General features: G+C 48.0%; 35 protein-coding genes and 1 pseudogene. 2 read left to right on the top strand and 34 right to left on the bottom strand.

Annotated features, from left to right (window positions below; translation table 11 throughout):
• Positions 1-6 precede the first annotated feature (6 nt).
• From QUE23_RS04280 to rpsJ, 34 genes and pseudogenes are all read right to left on the bottom strand, one after another.
• A complete protein-coding gene (locus QUE23_RS04280; RefSeq protein ID WP_286349340.1) occupies positions 7-1,011 on the bottom strand; it encodes a hypothetical protein in 1,005 nt (334 codons plus the stop codon).
• Between the two features lie 14 nt (positions 1,012-1,025).
• Positions 1,026-1,433, bottom strand: a complete 408-nt coding sequence (locus QUE23_RS04275) for a hypothetical protein (protein ID WP_285602144.1) — start codon at positions 1,431-1,433, stop codon at positions 1,026-1,028.
• A gap of 21 nt (positions 1,434-1,454) precedes the next feature.
• On the bottom strand, positions 1,455-1,742 hold the full coding sequence (locus QUE23_RS04270; RefSeq protein ID WP_286349339.1) for a YkgJ family cysteine cluster protein: 288 nt from the start codon (positions 1,740-1,742) through the stop codon (positions 1,455-1,457).
• Between the two features lies 1 nt (position 1,743).
• Complete coding sequence (locus QUE23_RS04265) at positions 1,744-2,157, bottom strand: hypothetical protein (RefSeq protein ID WP_286349338.1); 414 nt, start codon at positions 2,155-2,157, stop codon at positions 1,744-1,746.
• Between the two features lie 199 nt (positions 2,158-2,356).
• On the bottom strand, positions 2,357-2,521 hold the full coding sequence (locus QUE23_RS04260; protein ID WP_286349337.1) for a hypothetical protein: 165 nt from the start codon (positions 2,519-2,521) through the stop codon (positions 2,357-2,359).
• Positions 2,522-2,872: a 50S ribosomal protein L17 gene (gene rplQ, locus QUE23_RS04255; RefSeq protein WP_286349336.1), complete on the bottom strand. Its 351-nt coding sequence runs from the start codon at positions 2,870-2,872 to the stop codon at positions 2,522-2,524. It lies immediately after the preceding gene.
• Complete coding sequence (locus tag QUE23_RS04250; RefSeq protein WP_286349335.1) at positions 2,872-3,876, bottom strand: DNA-directed RNA polymerase subunit alpha; 1,005 nt, start codon at positions 3,874-3,876, stop codon at positions 2,872-2,874. The genes rplQ and QUE23_RS04250 overlap by 1 nt, the downstream gene beginning before the upstream one ends.
• Positions 3,877-3,884: 8 nt before the next feature.
• Positions 3,885-4,511, bottom strand: coding sequence for a 30S ribosomal protein S4 (gene rpsD / locus QUE23_RS04245; protein WP_285602141.1), 627 nt, complete (start codon positions 4,509-4,511; stop codon positions 3,885-3,887).
• A gap of 9 nt (positions 4,512-4,520) precedes the next feature.
• Positions 4,521-4,913: a 30S ribosomal protein S11 gene (gene rpsK, locus QUE23_RS04240; protein WP_285759001.1), complete on the bottom strand. Its 393-nt coding sequence runs from the start codon at positions 4,911-4,913 to the stop codon at positions 4,521-4,523.
• 10 nt (positions 4,914-4,923) lie between these two features.
• Entirely contained in the window at positions 4,924-5,286 is a 363-nt protein-coding gene (gene rpsM, locus QUE23_RS04235; RefSeq protein WP_053829179.1) for a 30S ribosomal protein S13, read from the bottom strand.
• A gap of 3 nt (positions 5,287-5,289) precedes the next feature.
• Positions 5,290-5,403 (bottom strand): 50S ribosomal protein L36, encoded by a 114-nt coding sequence (rpmJ, locus tag QUE23_RS04230; RefSeq protein WP_006016749.1) that lies wholly within the window; start codon positions 5,401-5,403, stop codon positions 5,290-5,292.
• Positions 5,404-5,460: 57 nt separating this feature from the next.
• Positions 5,461-5,679, bottom strand: a complete 219-nt coding sequence (gene infA / locus QUE23_RS04225; protein WP_006016750.1) for a translation initiation factor IF-1 — start codon at positions 5,677-5,679, stop codon at positions 5,461-5,463.
• A gap of 1 nt (position 5,680) precedes the next feature.
• Positions 5,681-6,442, bottom strand: a complete 762-nt coding sequence (map, locus tag QUE23_RS04220; protein WP_286349334.1) for a type I methionyl aminopeptidase — start codon at positions 6,440-6,442, stop codon at positions 5,681-5,683.
• Positions 6,442-7,700 (bottom strand): annotated as a pseudogene (gene secY, locus QUE23_RS04215) (preprotein translocase subunit SecY). The gene map and the pseudogene secY overlap by 1 nt, the downstream one beginning before the upstream one ends.
• On the bottom strand, positions 7,700-8,104 hold the full coding sequence (gene rplO / locus QUE23_RS04210) for a 50S ribosomal protein L15 (RefSeq protein ID WP_286349333.1): 405 nt from the start codon (positions 8,102-8,104) through the stop codon (positions 7,700-7,702). The pseudogene secY and the gene rplO overlap by 1 nt, the downstream one beginning before the upstream one ends.
• A 9-nt stretch (positions 8,105-8,113) precedes the next feature.
• A complete protein-coding gene (gene rpsE / locus QUE23_RS04205; protein ID WP_015106535.1) occupies positions 8,114-8,554 on the bottom strand; it encodes a 30S ribosomal protein S5 in 441 nt (146 codons plus the stop codon).
• Positions 8,555-8,563: 9 nt separating this feature from the next.
• Complete coding sequence (gene rplR / locus QUE23_RS04200; protein WP_286349332.1) at positions 8,564-8,920, bottom strand: 50S ribosomal protein L18; 357 nt, start codon at positions 8,918-8,920, stop codon at positions 8,564-8,566.
• A 9-nt stretch (positions 8,921-8,929) separates the two neighbouring features.
• Complete coding sequence (gene rplF / locus QUE23_RS04195) at positions 8,930-9,466, bottom strand: 50S ribosomal protein L6 (RefSeq protein WP_286349331.1); 537 nt, start codon at positions 9,464-9,466, stop codon at positions 8,930-8,932.
• Between the two features lie 9 nt (positions 9,467-9,475).
• The gene (rpsH, locus tag QUE23_RS04190; protein ID WP_286349330.1) at positions 9,476-9,871 is read right to left on the bottom strand and encodes a 30S ribosomal protein S8; all 396 of its coding nucleotides are present in this window, start codon (positions 9,869-9,871) and stop codon (positions 9,476-9,478) included.
• Between the two features lie 9 nt (positions 9,872-9,880).
• Positions 9,881-10,066, bottom strand: coding sequence for a type Z 30S ribosomal protein S14 (locus tag QUE23_RS04185; RefSeq protein WP_053829172.1), 186 nt, complete (start codon positions 10,064-10,066; stop codon positions 9,881-9,883).
• On the bottom strand, positions 10,066-10,611 hold the full coding sequence (gene rplE / locus QUE23_RS04180; protein ID WP_053829171.1) for a 50S ribosomal protein L5: 546 nt from the start codon (positions 10,609-10,611) through the stop codon (positions 10,066-10,068). The genes QUE23_RS04185 and rplE overlap by 1 nt, the downstream gene beginning before the upstream one ends.
• Before the next feature lie 4 nt (positions 10,612-10,615).
• A complete protein-coding gene (gene rplX / locus QUE23_RS04175) occupies positions 10,616-10,837 on the bottom strand; it encodes a 50S ribosomal protein L24 (RefSeq protein WP_053829170.1) in 222 nt (73 codons plus the stop codon).
• The gene (gene rplN / locus QUE23_RS04170; protein WP_015106543.1) at positions 10,837-11,205 is read right to left on the bottom strand and encodes a 50S ribosomal protein L14; all 369 of its coding nucleotides are present in this window, start codon (positions 11,203-11,205) and stop codon (positions 10,837-10,839) included. The genes rplX and rplN overlap by 1 nt, the downstream gene beginning before the upstream one ends.
• Positions 11,206-11,466, bottom strand: coding sequence for a 30S ribosomal protein S17 (gene rpsQ / locus QUE23_RS04165; protein WP_053829169.1), 261 nt, complete (start codon positions 11,464-11,466; stop codon positions 11,206-11,208).
• Between the two features lie 2 nt (positions 11,467-11,468).
• On the bottom strand, positions 11,469-11,657 hold the full coding sequence (gene rpmC, locus QUE23_RS04160) for a 50S ribosomal protein L29 (RefSeq protein ID WP_285692162.1): 189 nt from the start codon (positions 11,655-11,657) through the stop codon (positions 11,469-11,471).
• Complete coding sequence (gene rplP, locus QUE23_RS04155; RefSeq protein WP_053827986.1) at positions 11,644-12,069, bottom strand: 50S ribosomal protein L16; 426 nt, start codon at positions 12,067-12,069, stop codon at positions 11,644-11,646. Before rplP ends, rpmC begins: the two co-directional genes overlap by 14 nt.
• A gap of 2 nt (positions 12,070-12,071) precedes the next feature.
• Positions 12,072-12,776 (bottom strand): 30S ribosomal protein S3, encoded by a 705-nt coding sequence (gene rpsC, locus QUE23_RS04150; protein WP_053830719.1) that lies wholly within the window; start codon positions 12,774-12,776, stop codon positions 12,072-12,074.
• A complete protein-coding gene (gene rplV, locus QUE23_RS04145; RefSeq protein WP_053830718.1) occupies positions 12,777-13,103 on the bottom strand; it encodes a 50S ribosomal protein L22 in 327 nt (108 codons plus the stop codon).
• 30 nt (positions 13,104-13,133) lie between these two features.
• On the bottom strand, positions 13,134-13,415 hold the full coding sequence (rpsS, locus tag QUE23_RS04140) for a 30S ribosomal protein S19 (RefSeq protein WP_053827988.1): 282 nt from the start codon (positions 13,413-13,415) through the stop codon (positions 13,134-13,136).
• The gene (gene rplB, locus QUE23_RS04135; protein WP_286349329.1) at positions 13,415-14,245 is read right to left on the bottom strand and encodes a 50S ribosomal protein L2; all 831 of its coding nucleotides are present in this window, start codon (positions 14,243-14,245) and stop codon (positions 13,415-13,417) included. Before rplB ends, rpsS begins: the two co-directional genes overlap by 1 nt.
• A gap of 9 nt (positions 14,246-14,254) precedes the next feature.
• Positions 14,255-14,536 carry a 50S ribosomal protein L23 gene (locus tag QUE23_RS04130; RefSeq protein WP_053829164.1) on the bottom strand — a complete coding sequence of 94 codons (282 nt, stop codon included), beginning with the start codon at positions 14,534-14,536 and terminating at the stop codon, positions 14,255-14,257.
• Positions 14,537-14,538: 2 nt separating this feature from the next.
• Positions 14,539-15,159 carry a 50S ribosomal protein L4 gene (gene rplD, locus QUE23_RS04125; protein ID WP_104690928.1) on the bottom strand — a complete coding sequence of 207 codons (621 nt, stop codon included), beginning with the start codon at positions 15,157-15,159 and terminating at the stop codon, positions 14,539-14,541.
• A complete protein-coding gene (gene rplC, locus QUE23_RS04120) occupies positions 15,159-15,743 on the bottom strand; it encodes a 50S ribosomal protein L3 (RefSeq protein WP_286349328.1) in 585 nt (194 codons plus the stop codon). Before rplC ends, rplD begins: the two co-directional genes overlap by 1 nt.
• Positions 15,744-15,774: 31 nt before the next feature.
• A complete protein-coding gene (rpsJ, locus tag QUE23_RS04115; protein ID WP_015106554.1) occupies positions 15,775-16,089 on the bottom strand; it encodes a 30S ribosomal protein S10 in 315 nt (104 codons plus the stop codon).
• Positions 16,090-16,226: 137 nt separating this feature from the next.
• Here rpsJ and QUE23_RS04110 point away from each other — a divergent pair, with 137 nt between their 5' ends.
• Positions 16,227-16,517: a hypothetical protein gene (locus QUE23_RS04110; RefSeq protein WP_286349327.1), complete on the top strand. Its 291-nt coding sequence runs from the start codon at positions 16,227-16,229 to the stop codon at positions 16,515-16,517.
• Positions 16,518-16,585: 68 nt separating this feature from the next.
• Positions 16,586-17,281: an ATP-binding protein gene (locus QUE23_RS04105; RefSeq protein WP_286349326.1), complete on the top strand. Its 696-nt coding sequence runs from the start codon at positions 16,586-16,588 to the stop codon at positions 17,279-17,281.
• Positions 17,282-17,305 lie beyond the last annotated feature (24 nt).

Raw genomic sequence — 17,305 nt, 5'->3', positions numbered from 1 at the left:
GCTCCTTCAACCCCATCTAGCTTGGATGTTTTCCATCAATGCCTTACACTCTTGTTGGTGCTTTTGGAGCTCTTGGGTCAAGGGCTCTTCATCGTGCATGAGGGGGGCACTGATGGCGATGGTGATGGTTTCTGCTTGTTGCATGAGGGTTTGTACTTGGAGCTTTTCCTCTTTGCTCCAAGCATCCGCATCAAGCCCCTTGGCTTGCATACATCCCTCAACAATATCCAAGACTCCTTGAAAAGCGGTGTCTAAATTACCCAAACTGTATTCCTTCTCTTGGGCTTTGCAAGCAATGTTTTGCCAAGTGAGCCCCTCGGCTTGCATGCATTCACACACCGCACGCACACTACTGTAATAACTTTGAGCATTGTATTTTCTCTCTTCTGCCTTGCTCGCAAAAACAGAAGCCGCCACCGCAATGACGGGGGCAGCCACAATCCCCCCTAAAACCCAAGCCCCTCCAGCCATGCCAAGCCCTCCAGCCGCCAAAGAACCTCCACCAAACCAAGCAAGCGTGGCGTTTGTGGCAGCCGCCCCGCCTAAAGCACTAAGAGCCGTACCCGTAGAAGCACTCCCCACTAAGCCAGCAAGCCCCCAAGCCCCAAACCCCGCCATCGCCCCCGCTGTGGCAGAACCCATGACAGAGCTTAACGCTGTCCCTAAATCTACAATGGCGTTGCGCACACTCACCAAATGTTGCAAACTCTCCTTACTGAGTATGTCTTGCCAACTCGTGTCGTTGCTGATTTTAAGTTTATCGACAATCTCTTTGAAACGCTCCAACGAGGTGTTGACAATCCTTTCTTGCAATGCCCCTAGACTTTCAAAAGCCCTTTGTGCCCCCTCTTGTTCCTCTTTGAGCTCTCTTTCAGCCCTTCTATAACGGCTTTGTGCTCGATCGTGTAAATCTTCTGCCTCTTTGGTGTCTTTGTAGGCATCGACCCCTTTTTTAGCCCCATAACCCGCAAGTGCTAGGGCTGCTGCCCCTAAAATAAATGGCAAAGGCATGCGTTCTCCTTACTCTATTTTTTCATCCAGCTGGGCAAGATGTTTTTAAAGAAACCTGACCATTTTGAAGGTGTTTGGTTGTTTGGCAACCTATTAGAGTGGTGATCTACCATGCTCTCAAAAGCCGTGTCTCCAAATAACACCTCAGCCTCTGTCTTTTTTAGAGGACGATTAGTGTCTCTAGCAAAGAAGTTAAATTTCCTGAGAAACTTGCCATCAGTCGTGGTGACTTCTACACTGATCTTGGCATCCCAAAAAGGGTCGTCATTAAACGGATTGGCATTTGGTGAGGGATTGGACGGTCGAGCATGTGATTTCCCTCCATTTAAAATCCTCTTTAAGCCACGCATGCCCTGTTTATAGGTTTGGTTTTCTTCCATCTCATCATCATTTTGCCAAAAATCATCATTGCGCAAATACATAACTTTCTCCTTCTTTAAAGATTAATCATCAGGCTCATGTAGGGACTTTACCCCCTCTTTTTCTTGCAATTTTTGGCAAGCCTTGAGATTGAGGGCGTAAAACTCCTCTAGACTGTAGTGTTGGTAAAACACCTTTTCATACATTTCATCGACTCTGCAAATTTGGGGGCGGGTGTCGTAGATCAAACACTTTTGGGTGGCGGTGTCTAAATGGCGACACACCCCATTGCCCAAATCAAAGGGGGCTAGCTCTTTAACCCCCTTGATATTACGGCAACACGCTCCGCAAATGGTGCAAGGAAAGCCCATGTTAAAGCGCGATGAGATTTTTACCCTGATTGGTGAGCACCAACATCGCCTTGGTCCAGTCGGCGTAAATTGTGGCAAGATGAGGTTCTAGCCCAAAGGTTTTAACCATGGTGTCTATAACTTCCTTTTCGCCCTCGTGCAAGGCTTCTAAATGGGTGAGGCGATCGGCCATAGCCAGCGCCATGGTTTCTAGCAATACGATTTTTTGGTGTTCTTTTTGTTTAAAAACTCCTAGAGTGCTCTTAAGGTCGAATTGATCCGCCTCATAGGTGATGTCCTCAATCTGCATTTCTAGACAATAAGTGGCGATCACGCCCCTTTGTGCGTCTGAAAAATCATGGTTGCTCCACGCAAAATGGTGGGCAATTTGCAAGAACGCCCTTTTTTCCTCTGCATTCAACGCGCCTAAAAACATGCCAACTCCTTTACTCAAAAAGATAAACCCCATTTTACCCCCCCCCCCCCTGTCAAGCGATCTGCCTACAAATGGCAAAAATTAAAATAAAAAGTAGAAATTTGTAACAAAAAAGTGGGGAGTTTAAAAATTTAGAGTAGTCGAAAAGATAGGGGAGTTAAAAATTAAGGTTTTTGAGGGGTAGCGGGGGCTTGGGAATCTATAAATTCATGTTAGGTAAAATCGTAGAAGTGTGGGCGATGAACATGGCGATCTCTACAAGCCATGCTCCGATGAAGATAGAGAAGGCGAGCTTCTCTAGGGCGGGTCTAAAAAGTAAAATCCCCGCCACGCTCAAGGTGGCTAAAAAGCCTAAAAATTCCATCTATACAAAAGCAATTTGAGCCAACACAGAGGCATCGCCCCGGCGAATCGCGCTTCTGTGGATACGGGTGTAGCCCCCTTTACGTTCGGCATACTTGGGGGCAACTTCTGTAACAAGTTTATGGGTGGCTTCTTTGTTTTGCAAATAGGCAAAGACATAGCGGTGGGCGTTGAAGTCCCCAATTCTGGCCGCTGTTACTAGCTTTTCAATGTAGCTTTGCAATTCTTTGGCTTTGCAAACCCCTGTTTCAATCTTGCCATGCGTGATTAGGGCGATGGCTAGGTTTTTTAAAAGTGCCTTTCTGTGGGCACTGGTCCTGCCTAGTTTTCTAAAACGATTTTGGTGACGCATTAATTGTCCTCACTTTTTAATTTATCGATCCGTGCTTTGAGCGATGCTTTAAACTCAGGGGAGAGTTCTTGCCCCACGGGGTATTTGAGTTGTTCTAATTTTTCAGCGATCTCATCGTAGGACTTCTTGCCTAGATTTTTAATGCCCTTAAGCTCGTAAGCGTCCATCAGCACAAGCTCCCCGATGTATTTGATCCCGATTTTATCTAGGCAATTAAAGCACCTTGCGCTTAGGTCCAAGTCCTCCACTTTACGCACAAGCTCTTTGACCTCTAGGCTGTCCTCTAGGGCGTAGGCTTTGGAGTGCGCCATGCTGGTGCTGAAAATATGCATCTGCGCGTGCATGGTCTTTACTGCCTCTTGGAAAGCGTGTTGGGGATCGACTTGCCCATCGCTCTCAATGTCAAACACCACCCTTTCAAAATTCGGGTTGCCATCCACGAGCATGTTTTCAATGTTGTAAACCACTTTTTTAATGGGCGTGAAGTAGGCATCTAGGGGGATGTAATCGCTAGGAATCAGCCCCCTAATGCTCTCACTAGGCACATAGCCCATGCCCCTTTGGACAATTAGGGCAAAGTCTAGTTGCACATCTTCATTGATGGTGGCCAAATACGCTTCTTTATCGACCACGCCCACGCCTTCGTTTTCTAAGTGTTTTCCGCACAACTTCGCTGGACCTTTGAAAGAGTAATGCACCACAAGTTGCTCATCAGGGTTTTTTACTTGCCCCACTAGGCGGATGTTTTTAAGGTTAGCGATGAAAAGAGCAGCGTCTTCAGACATCCCCCGCACAGAGTCAAACTCGTGGGCGACATTTTCAATTTTAATGCCGATGGGCGCATACCCCACGGAGCTTTGCAAGAGCAGACGGCGGATAGGGTGCGCTAGGGTGATGGCGTAGCCGCTTTCAAAAGCGGACACACAAACGCGAATCTGCCGGTCACTGATTTTCTCAACGCTGATGTCCGTGGGGACATGGGGCGCTGTTTTAATCACTTTCATGCGCACCCCTATTTTGAGTAAAGTTCGACAATCAGGCGTTCTTCAATGGGGATTGCCACTTCATCTCTCTCAGGGTAGCGGGTGAAAATCCCAAATTTTTTATCCTGATCCACATCGATCCAAGCGACCATCCCCGTTTGTTTGCTCAGCTCAATAGAGCGCAAAATCTGGGGGTTTTCTTTGCTTTTTTCAATCAATTCGATTTTTTGCCCGTGTTTGATGAACGCAGAAGGGATGTCCATGCGTTTGCCATCGACTAAGATATGCCCGTGTGTAACAAGTTGCCTAGCAAAAGAGCGGGTGGTGGCAAAGCCCATGCGATAGACCACATTATCCAAGCGGCGCTCCAACAAGCGGACTAAATTCTCCCCGGTGTTGCCCTCCATGCGATTGGCTTCTCTAAAAATGGAGCGGAATTGCTTTTCAGAAATCCCATACATGGCTTTGGCTTTTTGTTTTTCTCTCAGTTGCAAGCCGTAATCCGAGATTTTGCCCCGTCTTTGCCCGTGCTGGCCCGGACCATAGGCGCGTTTGTCTAACGCACTCTTGCCGCTCAAACGGCGCTCGCCCTTTAGGGCTAAAGAAATCCCAAAACGGCGCTCTAACTTCTCAACTGCACCTCTGTATCTTGCCATAGTTGCTCCTTACACTCTTCTTCTCTTAGGCGGGCGGCAGCCATTGTGGGGTAGTGGGGTGATGTCTTTGATCCAAAGGACTTTAATGCCCTCCACACTCCCCACACTCTTGATGGCGGTTTCACGGCCAGAGCCTGGACCTTGCACCTTGATCCCCACTTCTTTAAGCCCATGTTCTTTGGCTTTCATCATCGCATTCTCTACGGCCTGCTGTGCGGCGTAGGGGGTGGATTTTTTAGACCCCCTAAAGCCTAACCCACCAGCAGTCGACCAACAAACCACATTGCCCATCTCATCGGTGATGGTGATGTTTGTGTTGTTGAAGGAAGCACAGATATAAACCACACCTTTAGCGATGTTCTTTTTAACAACCCGTTTTTTTGTCCCAACTCGTTTCGCCATTCAAACTCCCTTATTTACTGCCCACGGTTTTTTTCTTGCCTTTGCGGGTGCGGGCGTTGTTTTTTGTGGTTTGTCCGCGCACAGGCAAGCCCTTGCGGTGGCGAATCCCCCGATAACTACCTAAATCCATCAACGCCTTGATGTCCATTTGCACCTTTTTACGCAAATCCCCCTCCACGACATAGTTGGCTTGGATTTCTTTAGTGATGCTAGAGATTTCGTCCTCACTCAATTCATGCACCCTTTTATCCAAAGAGATCTGCACTTTGGCAAGAATATCTCTAGAGCTTTTCAAGCCCACGCCGTAAATGTAGGTCAAAGCGTATTCGACCCGTTTCTTTTTGGGTAAATCTACCCCAGCAATGCGCGCCATTGTCTATCCTTGTCTTTGTTTATGTTTAGGGGTTACGCAAATCACCCGGATCACGCCCCGCCTTTTAATGACCTTACATTTATCGCACATTTTTTTAACAGAAGGTCTAACTTTCATTGAAATCTCCTTAAGCAAAACTTCTATTCTAACGATCTTTGGTTAGAACTAACTTAATCACTTGTAGCGGAAAGTGATCCGCCCTTTATCCAAACTATAGGGGGTGAGCTCCAAGCGCACCCGATCGCCTAGGGCAATGCGGATATAGTGCATCCGCATTTTGCCCGAAATCCGGCACAACACGACATGTTTGTTCTCCAACTCCACTTTAAAGGTGGCGTTAGGCAAACACTCGATCACCCGTCCATCCACCTCAATCACATCGTCTTTTGCCACTTTAAGCCTCCGTTAAAATTTGCGCTTTTTGACCCACCATCGCGATGGTGTGTTCGTAATGGCTCGTGTTTAACCCATCTGTGGAAACCACGCTCCACTTGTCTTTTAAGATTTTAGGACTGCCCTCTTTTTGGCACACCATCGGCTCAAGGCAAAACACCATGCCCTCTTTGATCTTAGGGCCGCTCTTGGGGTTTGCCTGTGGGGCTAGGTAGTTGGGGATTTGGGGTTCTTCATGGGGTCTCTTGCCGATCCCATGCCCGCAAAAATCCAGCAAGGGCACAAATCCACGCCTCCGAATTTCTTGCTCTAAAAGCGCACTCACTTCTTTAAAGTGCATGCCCACTTTGAGCTTGGAAATTGCGGCGTATAAACTCTCTTTAGCGCAAGAGATGAGTTTTTGATCGGTGTCGCTTGCTTGCCCGATGGCTAGAGTTATGGCCGCATCTGCAAAGTAGCCATTCACAGACGCGCCCAAGTCCAGCCCCACAATGTCGCCTTCTTGGAGTTGATACTCTGTAGGAATGCCGTGGATCACCACTTCATTGAGCGACACGCAAAGGCTGTTAGGAAAGCCATACAGCCCCTTAAACGCCGGCTTGCCCCCCATTTTATGGATATTCTCTTCGGCTAAAGCGTCCAGCTCCAATAAGCTCACCCCGACTTGGGCTTTTTCTTTTAAGAGTTTTAAAGTCTGCCCCACCACTTGCCCGGCTTTGGCTAAAAGGGCAAGCTCTTTGGAGTTTCTAAGGGCAATCGCCATTAAAAGCCCACAGCACTTAGGGTTTTATATTTACTCATATACACTTGCGCTTCGATCTTTTTCATGGTGTCGATCGCCACTTGCACCACGATCAGCACCGCCGTGCCCCCAAAGTAAAAGGGCACGCCCATGGCTTTAACTAAAATCCAAGGCAAGGTAGAGATGAGGGCTAGATACAAAGAGCCCCAAAAGGTGAGCCGGCTTGCCACGGTGTTTAAGAAATTCGCCGTGCCCTCCCCTGGGCGAAGTCCGGCAATGAAGCCCCCATTGCGTTTCAAGTTGTCGGCAATGTCTTTGGCGTTAAACACAATGGAGGAATAAAAGTAGGCAAAGAAGATGATGAGCAAGAACATTAAGATATTGTAAGCATAGCCATGGGGGTTTAAGAAGTCGGCGACGGCTTGCAAAATCTTATTGGAAGAGGCTTGTAAAATCGTGGAGGGGAACACCAAGAGAGCGGAGGCAAAAATGGGGGGGATCACCCCACTTAAGTTTAACTTAATGGGGATGTAGTTCATGATCCGCTTGTTTTGGTTTTGCAACACCACTTTTCTAGCGTAAGAAATAGGGATACGCCTTTCGGCAAGTTCCACATAATGATCGAAAAAATTGTAGCTAGGATGATGAGCACAATGCCGATCAACACCAAGACATTGATGACCCCGGTGTTGACTAAGTTAAAAGTCCCGGCAATGGCATGCGGGATACCGGAAACAATCCCGGCAAAGATGATGAGGCTAATGCCATTACCCACGCCCCGCTGTGTGATCTGCTCGCCGATCCACATTAAAAGCATGGTGCCCGTAAGCATGGAGAAAGTGGCGATCAACAAGAAAGTTTGCATAGGCACCATGATCGCCCCATTATGCCCGTGCCCGATAGAACGCAAGCCAAAGGACACGCTCACAGCTTGGATCACGGTGATCCCGATCGTGGCGTAACGCACGATTTGCATGTATTTTTGCATGCCATCGCGCTCTTTTTTCATTTTGGCTAAATTAGGAAAAGTTGCGCTTAGTAGCTCCATGATGATCGAAGAGGTGATGTAGGGCATGATGCCTAGCGAGATGATGCTAAGGCGGCTCACAGCGTTGCCGCTGAACATATTAAAAAGCCCTAAAGCGTTGCTTGAGTTGCTGTCAAAAAAAGATTTAATGGCTGCCAAATCCACTCCCGGGATGGGGACATAGGCTAAAACTCTATAAAGGAAGAGATAGCCCAGTGTGATGAAAATCTTAGTGGCAATGGCTTTTGTCATTATTTTTGTCCGCTAGTGGTGATTCTCTCGTCTTGGATTTTAGAGGCTAGCTCTTTTGCCCCTTGGCCTATCAACTTCACTTTTTCAATGTAGCTTGGGAAGGGATGGACTTGTTTAATCAGCTCCAAACTCAAGGTTTTTAGCTTTAAAATCTCGGGGTGTTTAGAAACATTGATGCTATAGGTAAGCCCCTTTGTGCGGCTTTTAAAGCCCACTTTAGGCAAGCGGCGTTGCAAGGGTTGTTGCCCGCCTTCAAAACCGCGTTTTTGTTTGTAGCCGGTGCGTGCCGTCTGCCCCTTGCCCCCACGCGTAGAAGTCTTGCCCATGCCAGAGCCCTGACCCCTACCGACTCGCTTGGTGTTTTTCACACTCCCTTTAGCGGGGCGTAAATTTTCTAATGCCATGAAAACTCCTTAACCCTTGATTCTTGCCAAAGCGTCAAAAGTCGCCCGGACCACATTGTAAGGGTTGTTAGACCCCAAAGACTTTGTCAAAATGTCTTTAATGCCGGCAAGTTCGATCATAGGACGGGTCGAACCACCGGCGATGATGCCTGTACCTTCACTGGCGGGCTTTAAAAGGATTTTGCTCGCATTGTATTTTTGCTCGATGTCGTGCGCGATGGTCGTGCCTTTGATTTTCACTTCAATGATGTTTTTAAAAGCGTCATCCACGGCTTTTTTAATGGCATCGGGCACTTCACGCGCTTTACCTAAACCAAAACCCACAAGTCCGTTTTTATTGCCAACCACCACCAAAGCATTAAAGCGGAAGCGCCGCCCGCCTTTAACCACCTTAGTCACCCGCCCGATATTGACGACCACTTCTTGGAATTCTTCTCGATTAATCTCCATAGTTATCCTTTAAAGGGCGATGTTGTTTTCACGCAAAGTTTCAGCAAAAGCCGCCACCACGCCGTGGTATAAATACCCGTTGCGATCAAAGACCACTTGCGTGATGCCCTTAGCCTTCAAGTTTTCGGCAAAAGCCGCGGCAATTTTCTTGCTGTCTTCCATGTTCTTACCCAAACCTAGCTTTTTGCCATCGACATGGGCTAAAGTCGCGTGGTTGTTGTCGTCAATCGCTTGGGCGTAGAGATGTTTGTTGGATTTAAAGACGCTCACACGGGGGCGTTGCTTTGTGCCAAACACCTTAGAGCGCACCCGCATTTTGCGCTTTGCCCGTTGGGCTTTTTTCTTTTCTAACACATTTTTAGTCATGCTTATCCCCTATTTCTTAGCGGTCTTACCGGCTTTGCGGATGATCACTTCGTCTTTGTATTTAATGCCCTTGCCTTTGTAAGGTTCTGGGGGGCGGAAAGCCCGGATATCGGCGGCGATCTGCCCGATTTGCTGTTTATTGCTCCCCTTGATGGTGATGGTGTTTTTATCCACCACCATATCCACGCCATCGGGGATGGGGTATTTGACCGGGTGGCTAAAGCCTAAACTTAGCTCTAAGACTTTATGCCCCAAAGCCACTTTATAGCCCACGCCATTGACTTCTAGAACCTTGCTAAAGCCCTTGTCTAGGCCGGTTACGATGTTGCTTGCCAAAGCCCCATAAGTCCCCCAAAAGGCTTTATCTTGGGCGTTTTCACCCACGGGCTCAAAACGGAGCGTGTTGCCTTCCAGGATGATTTTCACGCGCCCATGTGTTTCGAGCTCTTGGCTGGTTTTTTGGTTTTTAAACACAAGTTTAGAGTGTTCGACACTCACTTGCACCCCATTAGGGATGTGGATGATTTTTTTACCAATTCTTGACATGCACTCTCCCTACCAAATGCTGCAAAGCACTTCACCGCCCACATTTTGTTTGTAGGCTTCTTCATTGGTGATGACCCCTTTGCTCGTGCTCACCACCACCACACCATAGCCATTTTTAAAGCGCTTCAACTCTTTAGACTGGCGATACACCCGACGCCCGGGCTTGCTTAAGCGTTTGATCTCATTGATGACCGCCCTGCCTTTTTCATCATAAGCCAACTCCACAGAGATAAAAGGTTTGCCCTCTTTTTCGATCACATTAAAGTTTGTGATGAAGCCTCTGTTTTTAAAGATTTCCAAAATAGACACCACGATTTTGGCGTAATAAAGCTCCGTCACCTCCAAACGGCGCATGCTCGCATTGCGGATGCGTGTTAGAGAATCTGCCACAATGTCATTAACCATGTAACCCCTTTACCAGCTAGCTTTTCTAAGGCCGGGGATCAAACCCTCATTGCCCATTTTGCGCAAACACACCCGGCACAAGCCAAAATCTCTATAAACTGAGTGAGAACGCCCACAAATGTTGCAACGGGTGTAAGCCCTCACTTTAAATTTAGGTTTGCGGTGTGCCTTTGCAATGATTGATTTTTTAGCCATTAGCGTCCTTTCGCAAATGGCATTCCAAGTAATTCTAACAACTTAAATGCCTCCTTGTCGCTGTTTGTAGAAGTGATGATGGCGATGTTGAGCCCGTGTGTCACCATGATGTCGTCATAGACCACTTCGGGGAAAATGAGCTGTTCGTTTAAGCCAAAGCCGTAATTGCCCCGCCCATCAAAGCCGCTTCTGGACACGCCCCTAAAGTCTTTCACTCTAGGCAGAGCAATCACAATCAACTTTTCTAAGAAGTTATACATAACTTTGTTGCGCAGGGTAACTTTCACCCCCACAGCCATGCGCTCACGGATTTTAAACCCAGCCACGGATTTTTTTGCCATCGTGATGACGGCTTTTTGCCCGGCGATCAAAGAAAGGGTTTGGGCGATGTTTTGCATGATTTTCATGTCTTTGGCATAAGCCCCCGCCCCTACACTGAGTACGATTTTCTCAATTTTGGGGAGCAACATGGGGTTTTTAATGTTGAGCTCTTCGGCTAACTTCCCCTTCACTTCTTTTTCATAGAAGCTCTTTAAGCCATACATGCGCCTACTCCTCCTCTTTCTTCACGTTCGAAATGTGCATGGGCATCTCTTTGTGTATATGCCCGCCTTTTGGATTGTCGTCCGTGGGTTTCATGCTTTTTTTTACAAGTTTGCACCCCTCTACAACCACCATAGACTTTTTAGGAAACACTGCCAAAACCTTGCCTATCTTGCCCTTGTCATCGCCAGCGATGACCTTGACCGAGTCGCCTTTTTTAATCCGCATTAAAGCACCTCCGGAGCCAAAGAAATGATTTTCATGAAATTTGCGTAACGCACTTCGCGGCTCACGGGGCCAAAAATGCGTGTCCCGATGGGGTCTTTCTTCGCGTCTAAAATCACCGCTGCATTGTCGTCAAAGCGAATCAATGAACCATTGGGGCGTTGCACCTCCTTTTTGGTGCGGACAATCACGGCTTTCACAACTTGCCCTTTTTTCACCTTGCCATTGGGGATCGCTTTTTTTACAGAAGCCACGATCACATCGCCCACGCTGGCATAACGCCTATGGCTGCCCCCCAAAACTTTAATACACATGATCTCTTTGCCACCGCTGTTGTCTGCCACCACTAACCTCGTGAAACTTTGGATCATCTACACTCCCTTAATGACGATTTCTTTGAGTGCAAAGGTTTTGGTTTTAGACACCGGCTTACACTCAATCGCGCTCACAAAATCCCCAACTTCCGCTTTGTTTTGGCGGTCGTCAATGGTGTATTTTTTAAAACGCTTCACAATCTTATGGTACTTTTGGTGCACGACTTTGCGTTCCACCAAAATCACCACACTACAGGTATCGATGCGGCGCACCACTTTGCCCTGTATGGTGCGCTTATGGGCTTGTTTCTGTTCCATCATTAAGCCTTAAGGGCGTTTAGAGCCGTAGAAATGCGGGCAATGTCTTTACGCACCGCACGGATTTCACTAGGCTTGTTAAGTTGCATGGTTTTCAACTTCACCCGCAATTCAAAAAGCTCCAACTTCTTGGATTTCAGCAACTCTTGTAGTTGCTTTGTATCCTTGTCTTTCAACTCAGTAAACTTCATTTTCACTCTCTCTAGTCACAATTTTGGTTTTGAAAGGCAACTTCCTTTGCGCCAAAGTCAAAGCCTCTCGTGCCAAGCCCTCTTCAATGCCTAGCATTTCATAGACAATGCGTCCGGGTTTGATGTTCATCACCCATTTTTCTACAGAGCCCTTACCTTTACCCATCCTCGTTTCTAGGGGTTTAGCGGTGAGGGGTTTGTCGGGGAAGACGCGAATCCACACTTTGCCCGCTCTTTTGGTGTGGCGGGTCATCGCCACCCTAGCGGCTTCAATTTGGCGTGAGTCGATCCGTCCATGCTCAATGGCTTTAATGCCGATGTCGCCAAAGGCAAGGCTCGCACCGCGGTAAGACTTGCCCCGGTTGCGCCCTTTCATTTGTTTGCGGTATTTGGTCTTTTTAGGCATCAACATGGCTATTCTCTCCCTCTTCTAGTGCGCGCTCTAGGGGCGCGTTCTTCATTTTCTTCGCGTTTTTCGGCTTGGATGCCCTTGTGTAAAACTTCGCCTTTAAAGATCCACACTTTCACGCCTATATTGCCATACACGGTGAAGGCTTCGGCAAAGCCGTAGTCAATTTTAGCCCTTAGAGTGTGTAGGGGAACGCGTCCCTCCATATACCACTCGGTGCGCGCGATCTCTGCCCCAGCTAAACGCCCAGACACCCGCACTTTAATCCCCCGTGCTCCAGATTTCATGGCGGTTTGCATGACTTTTTTCATGGCGCGTCTAAAGGCGACCCGTTTTTCTAATTGTGTCGCCACATTCTCGGCACAAAGCTGTGCATCCGCTTGAGGGCGTTTAACTTCTTTGATATTGACTGCAATTTCTTTCTTAATCAAATTTTTCAAAGAAGTTTTGATTTTCTCAATGTCCACGCCCTTTTTGCCAATGATGAGCCCCGGGCGCGCCGCCACCACGGTGATGCGTAATTTTTTCGCTGCCCTTTCGATCAAAATCTCACTCACGCCAGCATAGTAAAGCTCTTTTTTAAGGAATTTGCGGATGCGGTAGTCTTCTTCAATGTTTGCCACCGCCACATTGCTGCTGGGAAACCAGCGAGAAGTCCAGTTGCGGTTAATGCCTAATCTTAAACCAATAGGATTGACCTTTTGTCCCATTTAGTTTTGCCCTCCCTTGCCCACTTCAACTAAAATGTGTGCGGTGGGCTTTCTAATGGAAGTGGCACGCCCTCTAGCTCTTGGCATGTGTCTTCTTAACACGGGACCTGCATCCACACGGCAGCTTAAAACTTCCACTTCTTTGGAGTCATGCCCGCCATTATAAACCGCTGCGCTGATCACCCTTGAGAGCATGCGGGCGGCTTTGTTGGGGGTGAATTCTAAACGGGCGATCGCCACTTCGGCGTTCATGCCTTGCACTTGTCTAGCGAGCAGCCTTGCCTTGGTGGGGGATAGTCGGGTGTATCTAAGGGTTGCCCTACTCATTTGCTTTCCTTTGTGTGTTGTTGTGCCATGTTATTTACCTATCTTTTTTTGCACGGTGCCCTTATGTCCTTTAAAGGTCCTTGTAGGCGCAAACTCGCCTAGTTTATAACCCACATGGTTTTCGGTGATGTAAACGGGGATAAAAATACGCCCATTATGCACATTGTAGGTGAGCCCAATCATGTCGGGGAGAATGGTGCTTCTTCTTGACCATGTTTTAATGGGGCGATTGTCTTTTTTGGCTTTGTGTTTGAGCGTCTTGTCCATCAGGTGCTTATCAACAAAAGGACCTTTTTTAATTGACCTTCCCATTATTTGCCTTTCTTGCGTGAAATGATCAAGCGATCGCTTGCTTTTTTGCGTCTGGTTTTATAGCCTTTAGCTGGCGTGCCCCAAGGGGATACAGGGTGTCCGCTGGAGCCGGTTTTACCCTCACCACCGCCGTGTGGGTGATCCACGGGGTTCATGGCACTACCGCGTGTCTGCGGTCTAATGCCTCTATGGCGGTTGCGCCCCGCCTTACCAATGCTGGTGTTGATGAAGTCTTCATTGCCCACCACGCCGATGCTTGCCATGCACTCGCTTAAGATATAGCGCATTTCGCCACTGGGCATGCGCAAAATGGTGTATTTGTCCTCCCGCCCCATGATTTGCGCGCTCATGCCCGCACTTCTGGCGAGTTGTCCGCCAGCCCCGGGGTGCATTTCAATGTTATGCACGATGGTACCAATGGGGATACTTCTAAGTTTCATGGCAAAGCCGGGTTTGATGTCTAGCCCGCCCTCAGCCGCGATCACGATGTCGCCCACTTTCAAGCCACTGGGCTGTAAAATGTAGCGTTTGTCACCATCGGGATACACAATGAGCGCAATCCTTGAGTTGCGGTAAGGGTCGTATTCAACCGCTGCCACTTTGCCCTCAACGCCGAATTTATTGCGTTTGAAGTCAATGATTCGATAAAGCTTTTTCGCCCCCGCCTCTTTGTGGCGGCTGGTGATGCGTCCTTGGTTGTTGCGTCCGGCATGCACGGGGAGTTTCACCAAAAGTTTTTTGACGCTCGCTTTTGCAGTGATGTCGCTCGAGCTTAAGCCGCTCATAAAACGGCGGCTGGGGGTGTAGGGTTTGTAGGTTTTAATCGCCATATTCTGTCCTTATGCGCTCAAAGCGGTGATGTTTGCGTCTTTGGGGACTTTGACATAGAACTTTTTATAGCCAGTGCGTTGCCCCATTCTGCCCTTAAAGCGTTTCACCTTGCCCTCTTGCCTGAGTGAATTGATTTTTAAAGGCACGAAACCAAAGTAATCTTTAAAGATCGCCTTGAGCTGGTTTTTGCTGACACCCATTGTGGTTTGCACCACAATCACCCCATTTTCTTGCATGGATAGGGATTTTTCGGTGTAAAGAATGGATTTGATGTCTGTGATGTCTGCCATTCTCATTCTCCTTCATGTGCTTTGATGAGCGCCTCAAAGGCGGCTTTTTCCACCACCACTGCCCCAAAGGCGGCGATCCAATAGGCATTGACTTCGCTCGTTTCCAGCAAGTAGCAATTTTTTAAATTCCTAAAGGCGAGGTAATTGCCCTCATCTAACGCCCTTGTGATGAGAAGGACATCTCTAAAGCCTAGATTTTTCACAAAGGCTGATGCGTCCTTGGTTTTCTTGCTAGGGATGTCGATTTGATCCACCACCACTAAGTGATTGTTTAAAGCTTTTTGGGCTAGGGCGTATTCTAAAGCGAGCCTTTTTTGCTTTTTGTTGATTTTAAGATCGTAGTTGCGGTTATTGGTCGCCCCGTGGCTCACACCCCCGCCCACAAATACGGGAGAAGTGATGCTCCCCGCTCTAGCGCGCCCACCGCCCTTTTGACTCCAAGGCTTGCGCCCGCCCCCGCTCACTTCACCACGATTTTTGCTCTTGGCGGTGTTCGCTCTAGCTAGGGCGCGGTAGTGCTTGATGTATAAATAAAGATTGTGTTCTTTAATGTCCTTGAAGTGGGCGGGTAAATCTAACTGCCCGACTTCTTGACACTGCTGGTCTAAGACTCTTGCTTTCATTACTTCCCTTTCTGGATGCTGATCCTGCCATAAGCCCCGCTGTAGCCGGCCACAGAACCTTTCAGCACCAAAATTTTGCTCTCTTTGTCGAAAGACAGGACTTCATTGTGGCATGTTACCTTTTCATTGCCATAATGCCCTGCCATTTTCTTGCCTTTTTGCACCCGTCCGGGCCACTCTCTGTTGCCGATCGAGCCCAAACGGCGGTGGAAGCGGCTGCCATGTGCGGCCGGTCCGCCCTGGAAGTTCCATCGTTTCATTGCCCCACTAAAGCCCCGCCCTTTGGTGTAAAAGGTGGCTTTAATGCAAGCGGCGTTTTCTAAAGGCTCTAAGCTCAAATCGCCCAACTCTTGCGCCTGCCCTTGTAAAGTCGCAAAGTGGTTGAACTCTGCGCTCAAGTGATACTTTTTTTGTTGCCCGGCAATGGCTTTGTTGTGGGTTTTATGCAAGGGGTAGGCAACTAAGAGTTGTCCGCCCTCTTTGACCTCGCACACCTTGCTTTCTAAGATTTTTAGCAAGGTTACGGGCGTGCTGTTTGCACCCACAACACGGCTCATTCCAATTTTCTGCACTAGGTATTCCATTTACTCTCCAATAAAAATTGCGTTTGAAGCGTTACTTCGCCTCCATTGAAGTCACTTCTACATCCACTTCAGGGGCTAAATCTAACTTCATCAAGCTATCCACGGTTTCCGGGGTGGCTGCCATGATGTCGATCAAACGGCTATGTACCCGTATTTCAAATTGCTCCCTGGAGTCTTTGTTGATGTGGGGGGAGCGTAGCACCGTGTAACGCCTATTTCTTGTGGGTAGGGGGATGGGTCCCCTGATCTCTGAGCCAGAGCGTTTGACCGCTTCCACAATCGCCACCACCGAACGATCCAACACACGGTGATCGTAGGCTTTGAGCTTGAGTCGTATCTTTTCCATTAAAATCCTTAGCAAATTTAAAAACCTAAATTATAGGCTAAAAAAGCACACAAGTCAAGGCAAAAGCCCCCATTTAGCGTAACTTGCACTTTTAATTTTATCCTTCTTATAAGGATAAATACACTAGAATTTCAAGCATGCTCTATCCCATGTTAGACAGCATTTTAGAAAACCCCCTACAAGCCAAAAACCTCAAACCTAGAGAAGTCCCCATTCAACCCAACTCGTTGGTCTATGGTGGGGCAAAAGCGGGCAAAAGCTCTTTAGCCTTGTTGCACGCCACCGCTTACAAACGCCCCGTGTTTGTGGATTGCACCGATGAGCGCTTAAACCTAGCCGAACTCTTTAAAGCCCTGCCGGCATTTTGCCAAGATAAGGGCGTGGATTTACTCATCATCAAACATCCGCCCCTAGCCCTGCCCCCTTAAGTGTCCCCACAATCCTTACCCAAAGCACGCCCACCAACGCCCCCAAAGGTTTTAAGACTGAGGCCATTTTGCCCTTAAACTTTGCCGAGTTTGTGGCTTTACACAAAAAAGAGCCCAGCACGCTCTTAGCGCGTTTTTTAAAAGAGGGTAATTTGCCCGAACTGCTCTTTTGTCCCGCTAGCGAAATCGCTCTAAAAAAACAAGCCCTTTACGCCCTCGCCTTTAAAGACAAAGCCCCCCTATTTAAAGCCCTGCTGCCCTACCAAGCTAGAAGTCTTAGCACCCACCACCTTTATACCCAGCTTAAAAAAACCCTAAAAATCTCCAAAGACAGCCTTTACGCTTTCATCGCCTTTTTACAAGAGAGCCAAACCCTTTTAAGCCTAGCTAGCCTAAAGGCAACACGGCCTAAACTCTATTTTTACGACTTCTCTTTGCCCTACGCCTTTAGCTACACCCACCCCCTGCCCCCCGTGTTTGAAAACATGCTCGCTTTAGAATTAATCCGCCACTTTGGGGTGTCTAAAATTGCTTGCCATTTTAACGCCTTTTTAGCCGCTAATCGGCATTTATGTATCCCCAGCCCCTTTCCCACCTTAGAGCAATTAGAGCACGCCCTACCCTTGCTGTTAAAGGGCATGCCCGGTCCGCTTGATGTGTGGATTGTTACAATCAACACCGCCTTAAAGGGGACTTGTGGCAAGCACGCTTGGCAAGCTTGTGGCTTTGGCGACTTTTGCTTACAAGTCTTGCCCGCCCTTTAGCTCTATCTCATGCATTTTAGGTTA

It is taken from the genome of Helicobacter felistomachi, from assembly GCF_030296895.1.
Taxonomy (GTDB): Bacteria; Campylobacterota; Campylobacteria; order Campylobacterales; family Helicobacteraceae; genus Helicobacter; species Helicobacter felistomachi.
This window is presented reverse-complemented; position numbering and strand designations above follow the sequence as displayed.